Source organism: Sneathiella sp., from assembly GCF_029233945.1.
In the GTDB taxonomy this organism is placed as follows: Bacteria; Pseudomonadota; Alphaproteobacteria; order Sneathiellales; family Sneathiellaceae; genus Sneathiella.
The window spans coordinates 18,907-33,987 of sequence record NZ_JARGOQ010000028.1 but is presented as its reverse complement, the minus strand read 5'-3'; the positions used below and the strand labels follow the sequence as shown (position 1 = coordinate 33,987).

Sequence of the window (15,081 nt, the reverse complement as noted above, 5' to 3'; positions counted from 1 at the left end):
GAGAAACGGCCTGAGGTGGAAGCGGTGCTCGCCCCCCTTGACGACAAGGCGGTCTATCTTGGTGCCATGACGCCCGATGCCTTGCCCGGCTGGTACAAGCACGCCGATCTCTATGTCTGGCCTGCCTGCGGAGAGGCCTACGGTATGGCCTTTCTGGAGGCGGAAGGATGCGGTCTTCCCGTGGTGGCCGGGAATATTCGCGGCGTGCCGGATGTGGTGATGAACAACAAGACCGGCCTTCTCACTCCGCCCGAGGATGCGGTTGCCTTTGCGGGCGCGATTGATAGGCTCCTCGCCGATGCTCCCTTACGGGAGAAAATGGCGCGCGCGGGGCAGCGGTTTGTCCGGACGGAGCGGACCCTCCCCAAGGCGGCGGAGATTTTAAAGACGCATATTGGGAGGGCACTCTGATGGTTCGGCTGTTGGTCATTCGGCATGGTAAGACCGAATGGAACCTGAAGAGAAAAATTCAGGGCCGCACAGATATTCCGCTCAGTGAACTTGGCCGGATAGAACTTGCAGGAATGCGCCTGCCCGCTGAATTTGGCGGATTTAACTGGACCTCCAGCCCCTTGAAGCGTACGCGCGAGACGGCGGAGCTGCTGGGGGCAAAGAACCTTAAAATTGAGCCTGCGCTGATCGAGATGAATTGGGGGGAATGGGAGGGGGAGACGCTTTCCGATCTTAGTGAAAAATATGGTGCGGAATTCAAATACAACGAATCCCGCGGCCTTAACATGACGCCGCCCGGTGGGGAAAGTCCCGCTGATGTAGCGGCGCGGCTGAAACCCTGGCTTCAGGGGCTAGAGGCCGATACTATTGCTGTCACCCACAAAGGTGTCATACGCGCGTTAAAGTCTCTTGCCTATAACTGGGATATGACGGACAAGGCGCCGGTCAAGTTCGATTGGGCGACCGGCCATCTATTCGAGGTAAGCTCCGACGGTGGCCTTCTGCCGCTGCGCATTAATATCAGTATGGAAGACGCATGACAGAGCCATCAAACCCGCTGAAAATTCTGTTCTATGTCCAGCACCTGCTTGGTATCGGGCATCTCAAGCGGACGGCGACGCTGGCCCGCAACATGATGCGCGAGGGTTTCGATGTGACGGTTGTCTCCGGCGGGCATGAGATTGATGTCGATCTCGGTGGCGCCCGGCTGATCCAGCTTCCCGCGACGCGCGCGACAGATCTTTATTTCAAGGTGCTGGTTGATGAAGAGGGCCAGCAGATCGACGATGAATGGCGGCAGAAACGCGCAAATATGCTCCTCGACATTTATCGCGAGCATAAACCTGATATCTTGATTACCGAGCTGTTCCCCTTTGGTCGGCGGCAAATGCGCTTCGAATTGCTCCCGCTGTTGGAGGCGGCGCGGGCCGATACGGTGCGCCCACTCATCATTTCTTCTGTCCGGGATATCCTCGTGGCGCAGACAAAGCCGGGCCGGAATGATGAAATGTTGGGTCTGGTGGAGACATATTTCGATTACGTCATGGTCCATGGCGATCCGGACCTGATCTCGCTCGACAAGACCTTCCCGCATACGGAGCGGATCAAGGATCGTATCTTCTATACCGGCTATGTGGTCGATCATACGGGCGTAAAAGGTGGGCCGGATGCGCCGGGCGCAGGCGAGGTGATTGTCTCCAGTGGCGGCGGGGCCGTCGGCACAAATCTTCTGAAAACAGCGATGAAGGCGCGAGCGCTCAGCTCTGCGAAGGACCTGATCTGGCGGATAATGGTCGGCGCGACGGTAGAGACGGAAATCTTTGAAGAGCTCACCGCAGTAGCGCCTGAGGGTGTGATTGTCGAGCGCGCACGGGCCGATTTCACCACGCTTTTGATGAATTCTGCGCTATCTATAAGTCAGGGCGGCTATAATACGGTGATGGAAACCCTCCACGCCAAATGCCGCGCGGTCATTGTGCCCTATGCGGGCGGTTTGGAGACTGAACAGACGCTCCGCGCCCGGTTGCTTGCCGAGAAAGGCGTTTTACAGATTGCCGATGAAGAGGGCCTCACGCCCGAAATTCTCGCGGCCAAGGTGGATGGCGCCCTGAATGGCCCGCCGGCGCAGGCGGAAATTGATGTAAATGGCGCGGTAAAAACGATAGAATTGCTGAAAAAATGGGCAGATAAGAGCAGATGAGCGATTGGAACAGCCTGAAAAGCGAACTCGACCTCTGGCGATCGGAGGGGCGGGTAGCAACTTTCTGGTGGCGCGATGATGACGTGGTCGCGCCGACGCCCGCACTCGACCGGCTGTTGCATCTGAAGGAGCATTTTGACCTTCCGCTCGCACTTGCTGTCATCCCTGCCAATGCGGATGCGGAGCTGGTCAATCATCTGGAACATTGCGCGATCCTCCAGCATGGGGTCTCCCATGAGAATTTTGCCGCCAAGGGGGAGAAGAAATCGGAATTCCCCGAAAACCGCCCGGCCGAGGAAGTGACCGCTGACTTAACACAAGGAAAAGAGACACTTGCGCGGATTTTTGCCGACCAGTTTGTGCCCATAATGGTGCCACCCTGGAATCGGATTGCCGACAACCATCTTGGTGTGCTGGCTAATCTCGGCTTTATCGGCGTTTCCCGCTACAAGGCGCGAAAGGCGGCGTTGATCCGGCCGAAGCTTGCAGAGATCAATACGCATATTGATCCAGTAAATTGGCGAGGAGACAGAAGCGTTGTACCCGAGACAGATCTCCTTGAGATGGTCACAGGACATCTGGCGGCGCGGCGGGAACGGCAGGCGGACCCAATGGAGCCGACCGGCCTCCTTACCCATCATCTTGTGCATGATGAGGAAATCTGGGCGGCGCTCTATAAGCTGTTGGCGGTATTGACGGATCATCCGGCGGTGCGGTTTGTCACCATCGAAGGGGCACTCGCGCTGGTGGAGGGATTGCCGGATGCGGCATTTCATCAGGAGGCGGAACAGGCACTGGAATGACTCAGGTCTTCACATATCCTAGGAAGAGCCTTCTGGGCAGCTATATACGGGCCTTTTTTGGCATTGTCGGAACACTCGTTCCACTCTTGTTGTTAAACCCGATATCTGTCATTGTTTACCTGCTGGTATTTTTGCTATGCGCTTTCATTCTATATGGCTTGCGGGCAATTTTCCGGCAATTCACCCGGTTTGAGGTGAGCGGCGCTGGCATTATCATGTCCGGTCCCGTAGAGCGACGCATAAAATGGGAGGAACTGGACGGATTTAACCTGAATTACTACTCGACACGGCGGGATCGGGAAGCGGGTTGGATGCATCTGAAGCTGAAAGGCGGGGGCGTAAGATTGAGTATCGATTCAACCATCGGCGGGTTTGAGGAGCTGGTAGAGCGGGCCGCGCGGGCGGCGGCGGAAAACGGTCTTGTTCCCGATCGGAATACGGTGCGAAACATGCAGGCCCTTGGCATCGTGCGACAGGCCCGTACCCCCTCAACTGCCTATGGGATGGCGAACCGATGACGAATGTGCTGCTGGTCAGGGATCTGAAGGTCGAATTCCGGGTTGCGGAAGGCACGATCAGGGCGGTGGAAGGGGTCAGCTTTCGGGTGCCCGACGGCAAGACGGTTGCACTGGTCGGCGAATCCGGCTCGGGTAAGTCGGTGATTAGCCAGGCGATCATGTCCATTCTGCCGAAACCGGCGCATATCACCAGCGGAGAAATCCTCTTCTTCGATCCGGAAAAACCCGGCGTATTTTACGACATCGCCAAGTTGAAGCCGGACAGCAAGGAAATGCGCAATATTCGGGGTGGGCGTATCTCGATTATCTTTCAGGAGCCAATGACCTCCCTCTCGCCGCTCCATACAATCGGCGACCAGATTTCCGAGGCCCTGCATCTGCATCACAAGAAAACCAAGGCCGAAGGGGTGCAGATAACCGTCGACATGCTGCGCCTTGTGGGCTTCCCCGAGCCGGATGAGGCGTTTCATACCTATCCGTTTGAACTTTCAGGGGGATTGCGGCAACGGGCAATGATTGCGATGGCGATGATCTGCAAGCCCGCACTGTTGATCGCGGATGAACCGACGACCGCGCTTGATGTGACGATCCAAGCGCAAATACTTGACTTGATGCAGAACCTGCAAAAGCAGCTCGGCATGGCAATTTTGCTGATTACCCATGATCTGGGTGTTGTCGCCAGCATGGCGGACGAGATTGTCGTGATGTATCATGGCAAGGTCATGGAGCAGGGCACCCTTGAGGATATTTTCAAGAATCCGGAGCATCCCTACCTGAAAGCCCTGATGCAGGCCATTCCGCGGTTCGACATGAAGCCGGGAGAGCGCTTGACCCCGATCCGCGAGATCAAGCGCGAGGCGGACAGCAAGTTTCTGCAGCAGGCCAACCCGCGCCCGATTGCGACGGGTGACGAGAAACCGATCCTTGACGTCCGCAATCTCACCAAGAAATTCACGACGCGGAAATCCTCGCTTTTCGGGGCGAAGCCGGCAGGCGAAGTGCTGGCGGTGGATAATGTCAGCTTTTTTATCAAGCCGGGTGAATGTCTCGGTCTCGTAGGGGAAAGCGGATGCGGTAAGACGACCCTGTCCAAGCTTATCTTGCGGGCGCTGACAACGACGGACGGAAGCGTGACTTATAATGATCGCGGGCGCGATATCGATGTTCTCGCCCTTAACAACGACGAGCTTTTTGATTATCGCAATAAGGTCCAGTTTATTTTCCAGGATCCGTTCTCGTCGCTCAATCCGCGAATGACGGTGTTCGATATCATTTCTGAACCGTTGATTATCCATAACGTCGGCACCTCGGCGGAGCGGGAGGAAACAGTGAAGGAACTGATGACGCTGGTTGGCCTCGATATCCGCTTCCTGCGCCGCTATCCGCATTCCTTCTCCGGTGGCCAGCGGCAACGGATCGGTATTGCCCGGGCGCTGGCGCTGAAGCCCGATCTGCTGATCTGCGATGAGCCGGTCTCGGCGCTGGATGTCTCCATTCAGGCGCAAATCCTCAATCTGTTGAAAGACCTTCAGGCCGAACTTGGCCTGACCTATCTGTTTATCTCCCATAACCTCGCCGTGGTCGATTATATCGCCGACAGGATCGCCGTGATGTGTAAGGGGCGGCTTGTCGAAACTGCCCCGAAAGAGGCTTTGTTTAAAAATCCGGTGCATCCCTATACGAAACGCCTTCTGGCGGCCGTGCCGGAACCGGACCCCAATCACCGGCTCAATTTCTCTAACCTGGTGGAGGAAAAGGCGTCCAATCCGGAACTCTGGCCCGCGCCTTTTACCGCCGATGTGCATACAAGCCCCGTCATGATGGATATCGGGGAGGGCCATTTTGTCCGGGTGCATGAGAATACGGATCTGGAGGAATTGCGGCTATGAGAATATGGCGCAAAGTATCGCAGGCATTTGCCGTATCGGCGCTGATATGTACGATCCCGGCGGGCGCCGCCCTTGCAGAAGTACCCTATTTCCAGCATTCGGTGTCTTCGGGCACTCTCCCTCCGATGGCGGAACGTTTGCCGAAGGACCCGCTGGTGATAACGCCCGGAAAAGATCAAGTGATCGGCAGATATGGCGGCACGCTCAGGACATTGGTCGGCAGCCCCGCTGATGTGAAACTCATGTTCGTCAACGGCTATGCCCGCCTTGTCGGTTATACGAAAGACTTTGAGATCAAGCCCGATATCCTTGCCTCTGTGGAGGTGATGGACAGCCGGACTTTCGTCATGAAACTCCGGGAGGGGCATAAATGGTCCGATGGTCATCCCTTCACATCAGAGGATTTCCGCTACTGGTGGGAAGATACGGCTAACAACCCGAAGCTTTTTCCGGCAGGTCCGCCGGCGGAACTACTGGTCAACGGTGAACTCCCGAAGGTCGAGTTTCCCGACCCGTTGACTGTTATCTATTCCTGGTCTGCCCCGAACCCCAATTTCCTTGCCAATCTTGCCGGTGCGGCCCCGCTCCTCATCTATCGCCCGTCACATTACCTGAAAAATCATCATATCGAATATGTTGACCGCTCAACACTGTCGCCGAAACAGAAAATCAAGCTCAAGGCCTGGGCGGCGAACCATAACCGCCTTGATAACCTCTATAAATTCGATAACCCGGAACTGCCGACGTTGCAACCCTGGCGCAATACGACCCCCGCGCCGGCAACCCGGTTCGTGGGCGAGCGAAACCCTTATTTCCACAGGGTTGATCCGGAAGGTCGGCAACTGCCCTATATCGATGAGCTGATTTACACGGTGTCGGAGGGCAAGCTGATCCCGGCGAAGGCCGCCTCCGGGGATACAGATCTTCAGGCCCGGGGTCTGCGCCTGCAGGACGCCACCTTTTTGAAGGAGAATGAGCAGCGTTCCCATTATAAGGTGCTGCTCTGGGAGACCGGCCGCGGCTCACATTTCACGCTTTATCCCAATCTCAACAGTGAGAACCCGACCTGGCGCAAGCTGATGCGCGATGCGCGCTTCCGCCGGGCGCTATCTCTTGCGATCAATCGGGAGGAAATCAACGATATCCTGTTCTTTGGTCTGGCGGTGGAGGGGAATAACGCGGTCCAGAAGCAAAGCCCCTTCTATACCGAGGAATTACGCACCAAATGGGCGACTTTCGACATCGAGACGGCCAACAGCTTGCTCGACGATATGGGTCTGACGGCGCGCAATCATGACGGCACGCGGCTCATGCCCAATGGCGAGCCGCTGGTGATCGTGATTGAAACGGCGGGCGAGGAGACGGAACAGTCGGATATTCTGGAGTTGATCAACGAATCCTGGAAGCAAATCGGCATTGAAGTCTTCACCAAGCCGTCCCAGCGGGCGGTGTTCCGAAACCGCATTTTCTCCGGGGAGACAGCGATGTCCGTCTGGTCCGGATTTGAAGATGGCGTGCCGACCGCGCAGTCCAGCCCGGCGACCCGCGCGCCGACCAGTCAGACCAGCTATCAATGGCCGAAATGGGGCCAGTATTTCGAGACAAAGGGTAAATCCGGGGAGCCCGTGGATATGCCCGAAGCGCAGCATCTGTTCGAGCTGTACAATAAATGGCTGACAACCACAGATGACGATGAAAAAGCAGAGATTTGGCGGAAAATGCTGCAAATTCACGCGGATCAGCAATTCACCATCGGTGTCGTCGGGGCAATTTTGCAGCCCATTGTCGTCTCCGATAAGCTGCGGAATGTCCCAAGGGAAGGTATCTATAACTGGGACCCCGGGGCGCAGTTCGGCATTTATCATCCGGATTTATTCTGGTTTGAAGAGTAAGCGTTCAGGGAGGCCGGAGCAGTGAGGGGAGGCGAAATCAGAGCATTCACCGCATTTTTCAGTGCACCGGTTGACGCCGCGCCGCATTTCGGCGAACAATGCGACAATGGTATGAGGCGGACCCGATGAAAAATCGGAACCTCGCGGGGCAGAGTTGAATGTTTACCTATTTCGTACACAGAGTGCTGATTATGATTCCCACCCTGCTGGTGATCAGTATTCTGACGTTTGTTATTATCCAGCTACCGCCTGGTGATTACCTTTCCAACCAGCTTGAAGAACTCCGCTCCCAGGGCGAATCCGCGTCGGCGATGGCGAAAATCGCCTTTTATCGGGAGCAATATGCCCTTGATAAATCGCCGATTGAACAATATGCGCGCTGGATGGGCTTCTGGCCCGGTCCGGACGGATTTTCCGGCCTGATACAGGGAAACTGGGGTCAGTCCTTCGCCTATGATCTACCGGTGAAAGAGGTTGTGGGGGATCGTCTTGGCCTCTCCTTCCTGATCAATTTCTCGACCATTCTCTTTATCTATATCGTCGCCTTTCCCATCGGTGTGTATTCAGCGACCCGACAATATTCCATCGGTGATTATGGCTTTACCCTGATCGGCTATCTTGGCCTCGCGACCCCGAATTTCCTGCTCGCCATGGTGCTGCTTTATTACGCCAACGTCTATTTCGGTGTTTCCATCGGCGGGCTGATGGATGACGAATATATCAATCAGCCATGGAGCTTTGAGAAGGCGATGTCGGTCCTCGATCATATGATCGTCCCGGTAGTCGTCATCGGCACGAGCGGGACAGCGTCGATGATCCGGCGCCTTCGAGCCAATCTGCTGGATGAGCTGCAAAAGCAATATGTGACGACGGCGAAAGCGAAGGGCGTACCGCGGTTGAAAGCACTGATCAAATACCCGATCCGCATGTCGCTCAACCCGTTTATCGCCGATATCGGCAATCTCCTGCCGGATGTGATTTCCGGCTCTGTTATTGTGAGCATGGTCTTGAGCTTGCCAACCGTTGGCCCGCTTCTCCTTGAGGCATTGCGGAACCAGGATCAGTATATGGCGGGCTCTCTCCTGATGTTTCTCGCCTTGTTGACGGTGGTCGGCATGTTTGTCTCCGATGTGCTACTGGCGGTCCTTGATCCACGCATTCGATTGACCGGGGGGGCGACGAAATGACGGAGACAACCGGACCCAACAAGGAGCCGCCGCTCGAGCATTGGTATTCCCGCGAACCGTTTGACCCCCACTCGGTGGAGAAATTCACGCCCGAGCAGGAACGCTTCTACATGGCGTCGCAATGGCAGATGATGTGGTGGAAGTTCCGCCGCCACCGGATTGCGGTCATCAGCGGGATTGTCTTGCTGCTCTTCTATCTATCCATCTTGATATCGGAATTTCTGGCGCCTTATGATCTGCAGACGCGACATACGAAATATATCTTCGCGCCGCCGCAGTCGATCCATCTCTTTCATGATGGCGAGCTCGTCGGTCCCTTCGTCTATGGCTATAAGCAGCGGCTCAACCGGGAAACCTTGAAGCGCGAATATGAGATCAATAGCAACAAGCCTTATCCCTTGCGCTTCTTCTGCGCCGGAGATGAATATAAATTCTGGGGAATGTTCAAGGCGAATTTGCATCTCGTCTGTCCGGATGACAAGAAACTGGCTTCCTTCTTCTGGCTTGGGACCGACCGGCTCGGGCGGGATATTCTTTCGCGTATTATCTATGGTGCGCGAATTTCCCTCTCTATTGGCTTGATCGGCATCGCCATCAGCTTCACCCTTGGCATTATTCTGGGCGGCATTTCCGGTTATTACGGCGGCTGGATCGACAATGTCATCCAGCGAACGATCGAGCTCCTGAAATCCCTGCCGCAGCTGCCGCTCTGGCTGGCGCTGTCCGCGGCGCTGCCGGTGACCTGGTCGCCGATCCTTGTCTTCTTCGGGCTGACGGTAATTCTCGGGCTCCTCGACTGGCCGGGACTTGCGCGTGCCGTGCGATCGAAATTCCTCTCGCTCCGGGAGGAGGATTTCTGCACCGCCGCGCAGTTGATGGGCGCCAAGCCTAAGCGGATTATCGGCCGTCACCTGCTGCCCTCTTTTGCAAGCCATCTGATTGCCAGTGCCAGCCTCGCGATCCCGAGCATGATATTGGGGGAGACGGCGCTCTCCTTCCTCGGGTTGGGATTGCGTCCACCGATTACGTCATGGGGCGTTCTTCTCAATGAGACGACTAATATCAACGCGGTGGCGACGACGCCTTGGCTGATCTATCCGGTACTGCCGGTGATTATTGTGGTGTTGGCGTTTAACTTCCTGGGCGACGGCCTGCGCGACGCGGCGGATCCGTATAAGTAACACGGGAATCAGGGGCGGAAGATGGCGAGATCGACGGTCCCCTTGATGCCGTCAACGGCCCGCCCTTCCCGAATTTCCAAGCTAGCCTTGGACGTATAGCCCTGCGCGCGGGCGAGTTCCAGCGCGTCCCTTGTGGTGACGCCAGTGGCCTGCTCATCTTTTGCATGCTTGTCGAGCTTGGCGGCGAGATTGACCGGCTCCCCAATCACCGTGTACTCAAGCCGGCTGCTGTCCCCGACCGCGCCGAACACAATCGCGCCAACAGCGGAGACAAAACGGACAGTCATCGGGTCTTTTCCGTCCGCTTCCCGGTCCTTTGACCAAGCTACCGATTCTTTGCTCAGATCCTCCATTGCACGGAGGCAATCGGCTGCGTAATGCTCCGTCGGGACCGCCGCGCCGAAGGTCGCTAGGATGCCGTCGCCGAGGAACTTGTCGATGGTGCCGCCATGCTTCTGGATTACGGGCACCATGCGGGATTGATATTCCGCCAGCAGCGAAATCACCTCATTCGCGGGCCGCTCCATGGAGAGCTTGGTAAAGCCCTGCAGATCGCAATGCAGGATTGCCGCCTGACGACTTTCGCCGGTGCCGGGCTCGATCCAGCTTTCTGAATGGGTAATCTGCGCCGCGATCTCCGGTGAGAAGAAGCGCGAGAGATCCTCTGCTGCGGTTGCCTGCGCCACGGAATGGATCAGTAGCCGCCGCGCCCGCACAATGACCAGTGCGAGGATGAGGGTGACCACGATAATGCTGATGACCTTGTCAAACTCCGCGCCGAGCAGGATTTTATGCGACATGGTGAATTCAACGTAATCGCGGGTGATCTGCGCCATGCCGCCGTCAATATGGACGGCATATCCCAACAGGATAAGCCAGCCAATCGCCGCCGACGCTCCCGCGAGCAGAACATAGGTCGCCTCGAACCGAAGGGCGCGAAGAGCGATAAAGATAAAGACATAGAGCAGGGTCGGTGCCTTCAGATAGAAGGATGGCGGCTGTTCATACTGGATATGAAAACTCCAGATCAGGAACATCAAAAGCGCCATATCGGCGATGACAGAGAGACTGATAAACCACCACGGCATCCTGCCGAAATAGGCGAGCAGCAGGCGAAGCGCCGTAAACAGCCCGTAGATCATAAGCGCATACGGCACAGGTGCGAACATGACATCGGCGGCGAAGGTCTTTGGCGAGAGGGCATAGAGGGTGGAGAAGGTAATGACGATAAACACCTGCACCCAGGCGATCAGGATTTCCGACTGGCTCTGCTGGCGCGTGATGGCATCCTGCACCCGCGCGGGCAATTTCCCGTCGATTGCTTCGCCCAGAATGGCTTTTTTAATGCTTGTCCACATTCCCGTCATATGCGCTCGTTCTCGGTAACATAGAAAGCACAACCCTTCATTTTTAAGTGATCACCCGCTTTTTCAGCCACAGGCTTGTCTCCACTGCGCCGTCCGGGATCGACAAATCCTTGATCACAGACTGCGCCAATGCCGCCTTCATCCGGCTTGTGACATAGGCGCTTGAAAACAGGAGATCATAACCGCCACCAAGAAAAAGAAGGGCGGCGAGTTGCTGTTCGTTATACCCGCGCCAGTCCCAGCTCTCTGGATAGTCATGGGGGAGGAAGATATCATGGATATGGATCATCACGCCCGGCGGCAGGGATGGCAAGATGTCCAGAAACAGGCGGTCAACATCACTTCCCGGCATGGCAATATGGCTGCTGTCTATAAACAGAATATCGCCTGCGGAAAGTCTGATGAAGGGGCTGCTCCCCGCCTCCTGCAGGGTTTTGTGGATCACCTGGATAGGCAGGGTTTCGATGGCGGCGCGCGGGGCCGGGTCGATGGCCGTGAATTCCGTTGAAAGGGCCCCATCCTTGATGGCCCGCGCCATAAAGCGGGTGGAATGGCCCGACCCGATCTCAACAATGCGTGTGGGTTTCTTCTCACGCACCATCGCGTAGGCGATTGCCGCGTCCAGCCGGGGAAACCAGTCCTGCTCAAAACGGGGTTCAGGTGGTGGCAGGGTGCCGAAATTTTCGAACGCGTCTTGGTAGGTGGCAAGCGTCTTCAACCACTTCGCAAATTCTTCTTCTTGCGACGCCATGAATTTTTCAATGGCGGGATAGGGTTCGCGCTCCGTCGCATCGGGGAGGCTCGCAGCATAGCGATAGGGAATAAAGAACCCCTCCTTCTTCAGGCCGAGGACGGTGTTGAGGCCCATGTGCAGGCGGCGCATATTCATGAGAGGACTTTTCGAAAAACGGGCATTGGATTATTTTGCATGGCGTGGCGGCGGCAATCTCTTTATGGTCGGGCTCAACTCAAGAAAAGCAAAAAAGGAAACTGATAATGGGCGCATCTTTTCATATCACCGTTGAAAATACCACTCTTAGAGTGCGCCTTGACAATCCGGCGCAGCATAACAAGCTCTCACCCGCGACCATGAAGGCGCTCCGGGAGGGGCTGAGTGAGAAAGCGGAAGACACATCGCTGAGGGTAATGGTACTGACCGGCACGGGGAAAAGCTTTTGCGCGGGCGCTGATCTGGGCGAGCTTGGCCGTTATAATTTCGATGAAAACCCGTTGGAACAGTTGACCGATGTGGTCGAGCGGCTACCCTTTCCGACGATCTGTGCCTTGAACGGCGGGGTTTATGGCGGCGGGGCTGATCTTGCCCTTTCCTGCGATTTTCGGATCGGGATCACGACGATGAGTTCCTTTATTCCGCCGGCACGGATCGGCATTCACTATCCGCCTGTGGGTCTCGCGCGGGCTGTTGTGCGGCTGGGTCTCGGTCCGGCGAAGCGTTTTTTCCTCGCCTGCGAGAAGATGTCGGCGGAAGAACTGAAGGCAATTGGATTTCTGGATTATCTGGTTACGCCTGAGGGGCTGGAGGCGCGCACGGAAGCCCTCGTTCAGGATATTGCCGGTCTCGCGCCGCTTTCCTTGCGCGGCATGAAAGAGACCCTCAATGATATTGCACGCGGGGAACTGGATATGGCGAAAGCCCGGGGGTTCCAGCATCAATGCCTGCAATCGGAGGATTTCGCCGAGGGCAAGCAGGCGCTGACGGAGAAACGCCCCGCCAGCTTTAAGGGAGCCTGATTCCGGCGGTTACAGGATGAATTTGGAAAGATCCATATTCGTTGCCAGTTCACCGAGATGCTCCTCGACATATTCCTTGTCGATATTGATGACGGTGCCGCCCTTGTCGGACGCCTGAAAGCTGATTTCCTCCAGCACCCGCTCCAACACTGTATGCAAGCGGCGGGCGCCGATATTCTCGACCGCCGCATTTACATCGGCGGAGATGGTGGCAATGGCTTCAATCGCATCGTCGGTGAAATTAAGATGCACTTCCTCGGTCTCCATCAGGGCGACATACTGCTTGATCAGGCTGGCTTCCGGCTCGGTCAGGATGCGCTTGAAATCCTCCTTGGTCAGCGCCCGCAGTTCCACCCGGATCGGCAACCGACCCTGAAGTTCGGGCAGTAAATCCGACGGCTTGGCGATATGGAAGGCGCCAGAGGCGACAAACAAAATATGATCTGTGCGCACTGTGCCGTATTTCGTGCTGACGATCGTGCCTTCGATGAGCGGGAGAAGATCGCGTTGCACGCCTTCGCGGCTGATATCCGCGCCCTGGCGGTCGCTGCGTGCGCAGATCTTGTCGATCTCATCAAGGAAGACGATGCCATTATTTTCAACCAGCTTGATAGCATCGCGGACGACCGCGTCCTCATCGAGCAGCTTGTCGCTTTCTTCGTCAATGAGAACCTTGTAACTGTCTTTCACCGGCATCTTGCGGGGCTTTGTACGCGGCCCGCCAAGCTTGCCGAGCATGTCATTGAGATTGAGCATGCCCATTTGCGCGCCCGGCATTCCCGGAATATCAAAGGTCGGCATGCCGCCACTTCCGGTATCGAGCAATTCAAGCTCGACTTCCTTGTCGTCAAGCTCGCCCTCGCGCAGCATCTTGCGGAACTTCTGCCGTGTATCGGGGGAGGCCTTATCGCCGACCAGCGCATCAAGAACCCGCTCTTCGGCGGCGAGTTCCGCCTTGGCGACGACTTGCTTGCGTTGGTCCTCTCGCACCATGTTAAGCGCGATTTCCATCAGGTCACGGATAATCTGTTCCACGTCGCGGCCGACATAGCCGACCTCGGTAAACTTGGTGGCCTCAACCTTCAGGAAGGGCGCGTGTGCCAGCTTGGCGAGCCGGCGGGAGATTTCCGTTTTACCAACACCGGTTGGGCCGATCATCAGAATATTTTTCGGCAGCACCTCTTCGCGCAGGTCTTCGGGTAATTGTTGCCGCCGCCAGCGGTTGCGCAAAGCAATGGCAACGGATTTCTTGGCGTCCGACTGGCCGATGATGAAGCGATCCAGTTCATAGACGATTTCCCGAGGAGATAAATTAGTCATTCTTACCGATACTTTCGATGATAACGCTTTCGTTGGTGTAGACGCAGATCTGGGCCGCAATCGCCATGGCCTTCTGGGCGATGTCTTTTGCGTCCATATCCTCGCGATCTATCAGCGCCCGGGCTGCGGACAAGGCATAATTGCCGCCCGACCCGATGGCGATGATCCCGTCTTCCGGCTCCAGCACGTCGCCGGTCCCGGTCAGGATCAGGGAAACATCCTTGTTGGCGACGGCCATCATGGCCTCCAGCCGCCGGAGATATTTATCCGTTCGCCAGTCTTTCGCAAGTTCGACGCAGGCGCGGGTCAGGTTGCCCGGGTGCTGTTCCAACTTGCCTTCCAGACGCTCAAACAGGGTGAAGGCATCAGCCGTCGCACCGGCAAAGCCGACGATGACGTCATTTTTCGCGCCAATACGGCGGACTTTCCGGGCATTGGACTTGATCACCGTCTGGCCAAGCGATACCTGACCATCACCGGCAACAACCACGGTTCCATTCTTGCGCACGGACAGGATTGTCGTCCCGTGCCAGCTTTCAATTTTTTCGGACATAGATACTCTTCATTTTTTGAACTTGCCCTGACGATGTAACCATTTTGCCGCACGGGTCAAGGTGCAAAGGGCTTTGTCCTTGATGATGCATGTATTTTTGCCAGTACCACCCTTCACAATCAAGGAGGTGAAGCGTCATTCCCCAAGATAAAAGCCCAAAAGAGGAGAGATTGATGGAAACTGTAAGTGATGGAACTGAAGCAATTGATGATGCTGCTGAGCGCGCTTCGAACCTTCGGGCAATATTCGAGATATTGAGCTATATTCATGCCGACGCGCTGAAAGACAACTACAGGGAGCTCGCGGATCGCATCGAATTTGCGCTTAACCTTGCCGAAGAGACCATCAAGAACAGCGGGAATGTGGCAACGACCCCTGCGCCGCAGGCGAGCGCACAAATTGGAACGGCGGCTGCAACGCCGGCAACCAATGGCGATACAATCCAGTAGCGCGAGCTTTCGTCGCTA

At 56.3% G+C, this 15,081-nt stretch carries 15 protein-coding genes; 11 read left to right on the top strand and 4 right to left on the bottom strand.

Annotated elements, in window-relative coordinates:
- The 9 genes from P1U71_RS10620 to P1U71_RS10580 form a co-directional block, all read left to right on the top strand.
- On the top strand, positions 1 to 411 hold a 411-nt coding region (locus tag P1U71_RS10620; protein WP_301105580.1), incomplete at its 5' end, for a glycosyltransferase family 4 protein.
- Positions 411 to 992: a histidine phosphatase family protein gene (locus tag P1U71_RS10615; RefSeq protein WP_301105579.1), complete on the top strand. Its 582-nt coding sequence runs from the start codon at positions 411 to 413 to the stop codon at positions 990 to 992. The genes P1U71_RS10620 and P1U71_RS10615, both read left to right, overlap by 1 nt.
- A complete protein-coding gene (locus P1U71_RS10610) occupies positions 989 to 2,152 on the top strand; it encodes a glycosyltransferase (protein ID WP_301105578.1) in 1,164 nt (387 codons plus the stop codon). Before P1U71_RS10615 ends, P1U71_RS10610 begins: the two co-directional genes overlap by 4 nt.
- Positions 2,149 to 2,955: a polysaccharide deacetylase family protein gene (locus P1U71_RS10605; RefSeq protein ID WP_301105577.1), complete on the top strand. Its 807-nt coding sequence runs from the start codon at positions 2,149 to 2,151 to the stop codon at positions 2,953 to 2,955. Before P1U71_RS10610 ends, P1U71_RS10605 begins: the two co-directional genes overlap by 4 nt.
- A complete protein-coding gene (locus tag P1U71_RS10600) occupies positions 2,952 to 3,473 on the top strand; it encodes a hypothetical protein (RefSeq protein ID WP_301105576.1) in 522 nt (173 codons plus the stop codon). The genes P1U71_RS10605 and P1U71_RS10600 overlap by 4 nt, the downstream gene beginning before the upstream one ends.
- Complete coding sequence (locus P1U71_RS10595) at positions 3,470 to 5,362, top strand: ABC transporter ATP-binding protein (RefSeq protein ID WP_301105575.1); 1,893 nt, start codon at positions 3,470 to 3,472, stop codon at positions 5,360 to 5,362. Before P1U71_RS10600 ends, P1U71_RS10595 begins: the two co-directional genes overlap by 4 nt.
- On the top strand, positions 5,359 to 7,254 hold the full coding sequence (locus P1U71_RS10590; RefSeq protein WP_301105574.1) for an ABC transporter substrate-binding protein: 1,896 nt from the start codon (positions 5,359 to 5,361) through the stop codon (positions 7,252 to 7,254). The genes P1U71_RS10595 and P1U71_RS10590 overlap by 4 nt, the downstream gene beginning before the upstream one ends.
- A 158-nt stretch (positions 7,255 to 7,412) precedes the next feature.
- Complete coding sequence (locus P1U71_RS10585) at positions 7,413 to 8,441, top strand: ABC transporter permease (RefSeq protein WP_367281170.1); 1,029 nt, start codon at positions 7,413 to 7,415, stop codon at positions 8,439 to 8,441.
- Entirely contained in the window at positions 8,438 to 9,622 is a 1,185-nt protein-coding gene (locus tag P1U71_RS10580) for an ABC transporter permease (RefSeq protein ID WP_301105571.1), read from the top strand. The genes P1U71_RS10585 and P1U71_RS10580 overlap by 4 nt, the downstream gene beginning before the upstream one ends.
- Before the next feature lie 8 nt (positions 9,623 to 9,630).
- On the opposite strand, the gene P1U71_RS10575 is transcribed toward P1U71_RS10580, so the two are convergent.
- Positions 9,631 to 10,989 (bottom strand): adenylate/guanylate cyclase domain-containing protein, encoded by a 1,359-nt coding sequence (locus P1U71_RS10575; RefSeq protein WP_301105570.1) that lies wholly within the window; start codon positions 10,987 to 10,989, stop codon positions 9,631 to 9,633.
- A 43-nt stretch (positions 10,990 to 11,032) separates the two neighbouring features.
- A complete protein-coding gene (locus P1U71_RS10570; protein ID WP_301105569.1) occupies positions 11,033 to 11,878 on the bottom strand; it encodes a class I SAM-dependent methyltransferase in 846 nt (281 codons plus the stop codon).
- A 107-nt stretch (positions 11,879 to 11,985) separates the two neighbouring features.
- Here P1U71_RS10570 and P1U71_RS10565 point away from each other — a divergent pair, with 107 nt between their 5' ends.
- Complete coding sequence (locus P1U71_RS10565) at positions 11,986 to 12,741, top strand: enoyl-CoA hydratase/isomerase family protein (protein WP_301105568.1); 756 nt, start codon at positions 11,986 to 11,988, stop codon at positions 12,739 to 12,741.
- A gap of 9 nt (positions 12,742 to 12,750) precedes the next feature.
- On the opposite strand, the gene hslU is transcribed toward P1U71_RS10565, so the two are convergent.
- Both hslU and hslV read right to left on the bottom strand, forming a co-directional pair.
- Positions 12,751 to 14,061 carry an ATP-dependent protease ATPase subunit HslU gene (gene hslU, locus P1U71_RS10560; RefSeq protein ID WP_301105567.1) on the bottom strand — a complete coding sequence of 437 codons (1,311 nt, stop codon included), beginning with the start codon at positions 14,059 to 14,061 and terminating at the stop codon, positions 12,751 to 12,753.
- Entirely contained in the window at positions 14,054 to 14,614 is a 561-nt protein-coding gene (gene hslV, locus P1U71_RS10555) for an ATP-dependent protease subunit HslV (protein WP_301105566.1), read from the bottom strand. The genes hslU and hslV overlap by 8 nt, the downstream gene beginning before the upstream one ends.
- A 173-nt stretch (positions 14,615 to 14,787) precedes the next feature.
- Between hslV and P1U71_RS10550 the strand changes: the two genes are divergently transcribed.
- Entirely contained in the window at positions 14,788 to 15,063 is a 276-nt protein-coding gene (locus P1U71_RS10550) for a hypothetical protein (protein WP_301105565.1), read from the top strand.
- The last annotated feature ends 18 nt before the right edge of the window (positions 15,064 to 15,081 follow it).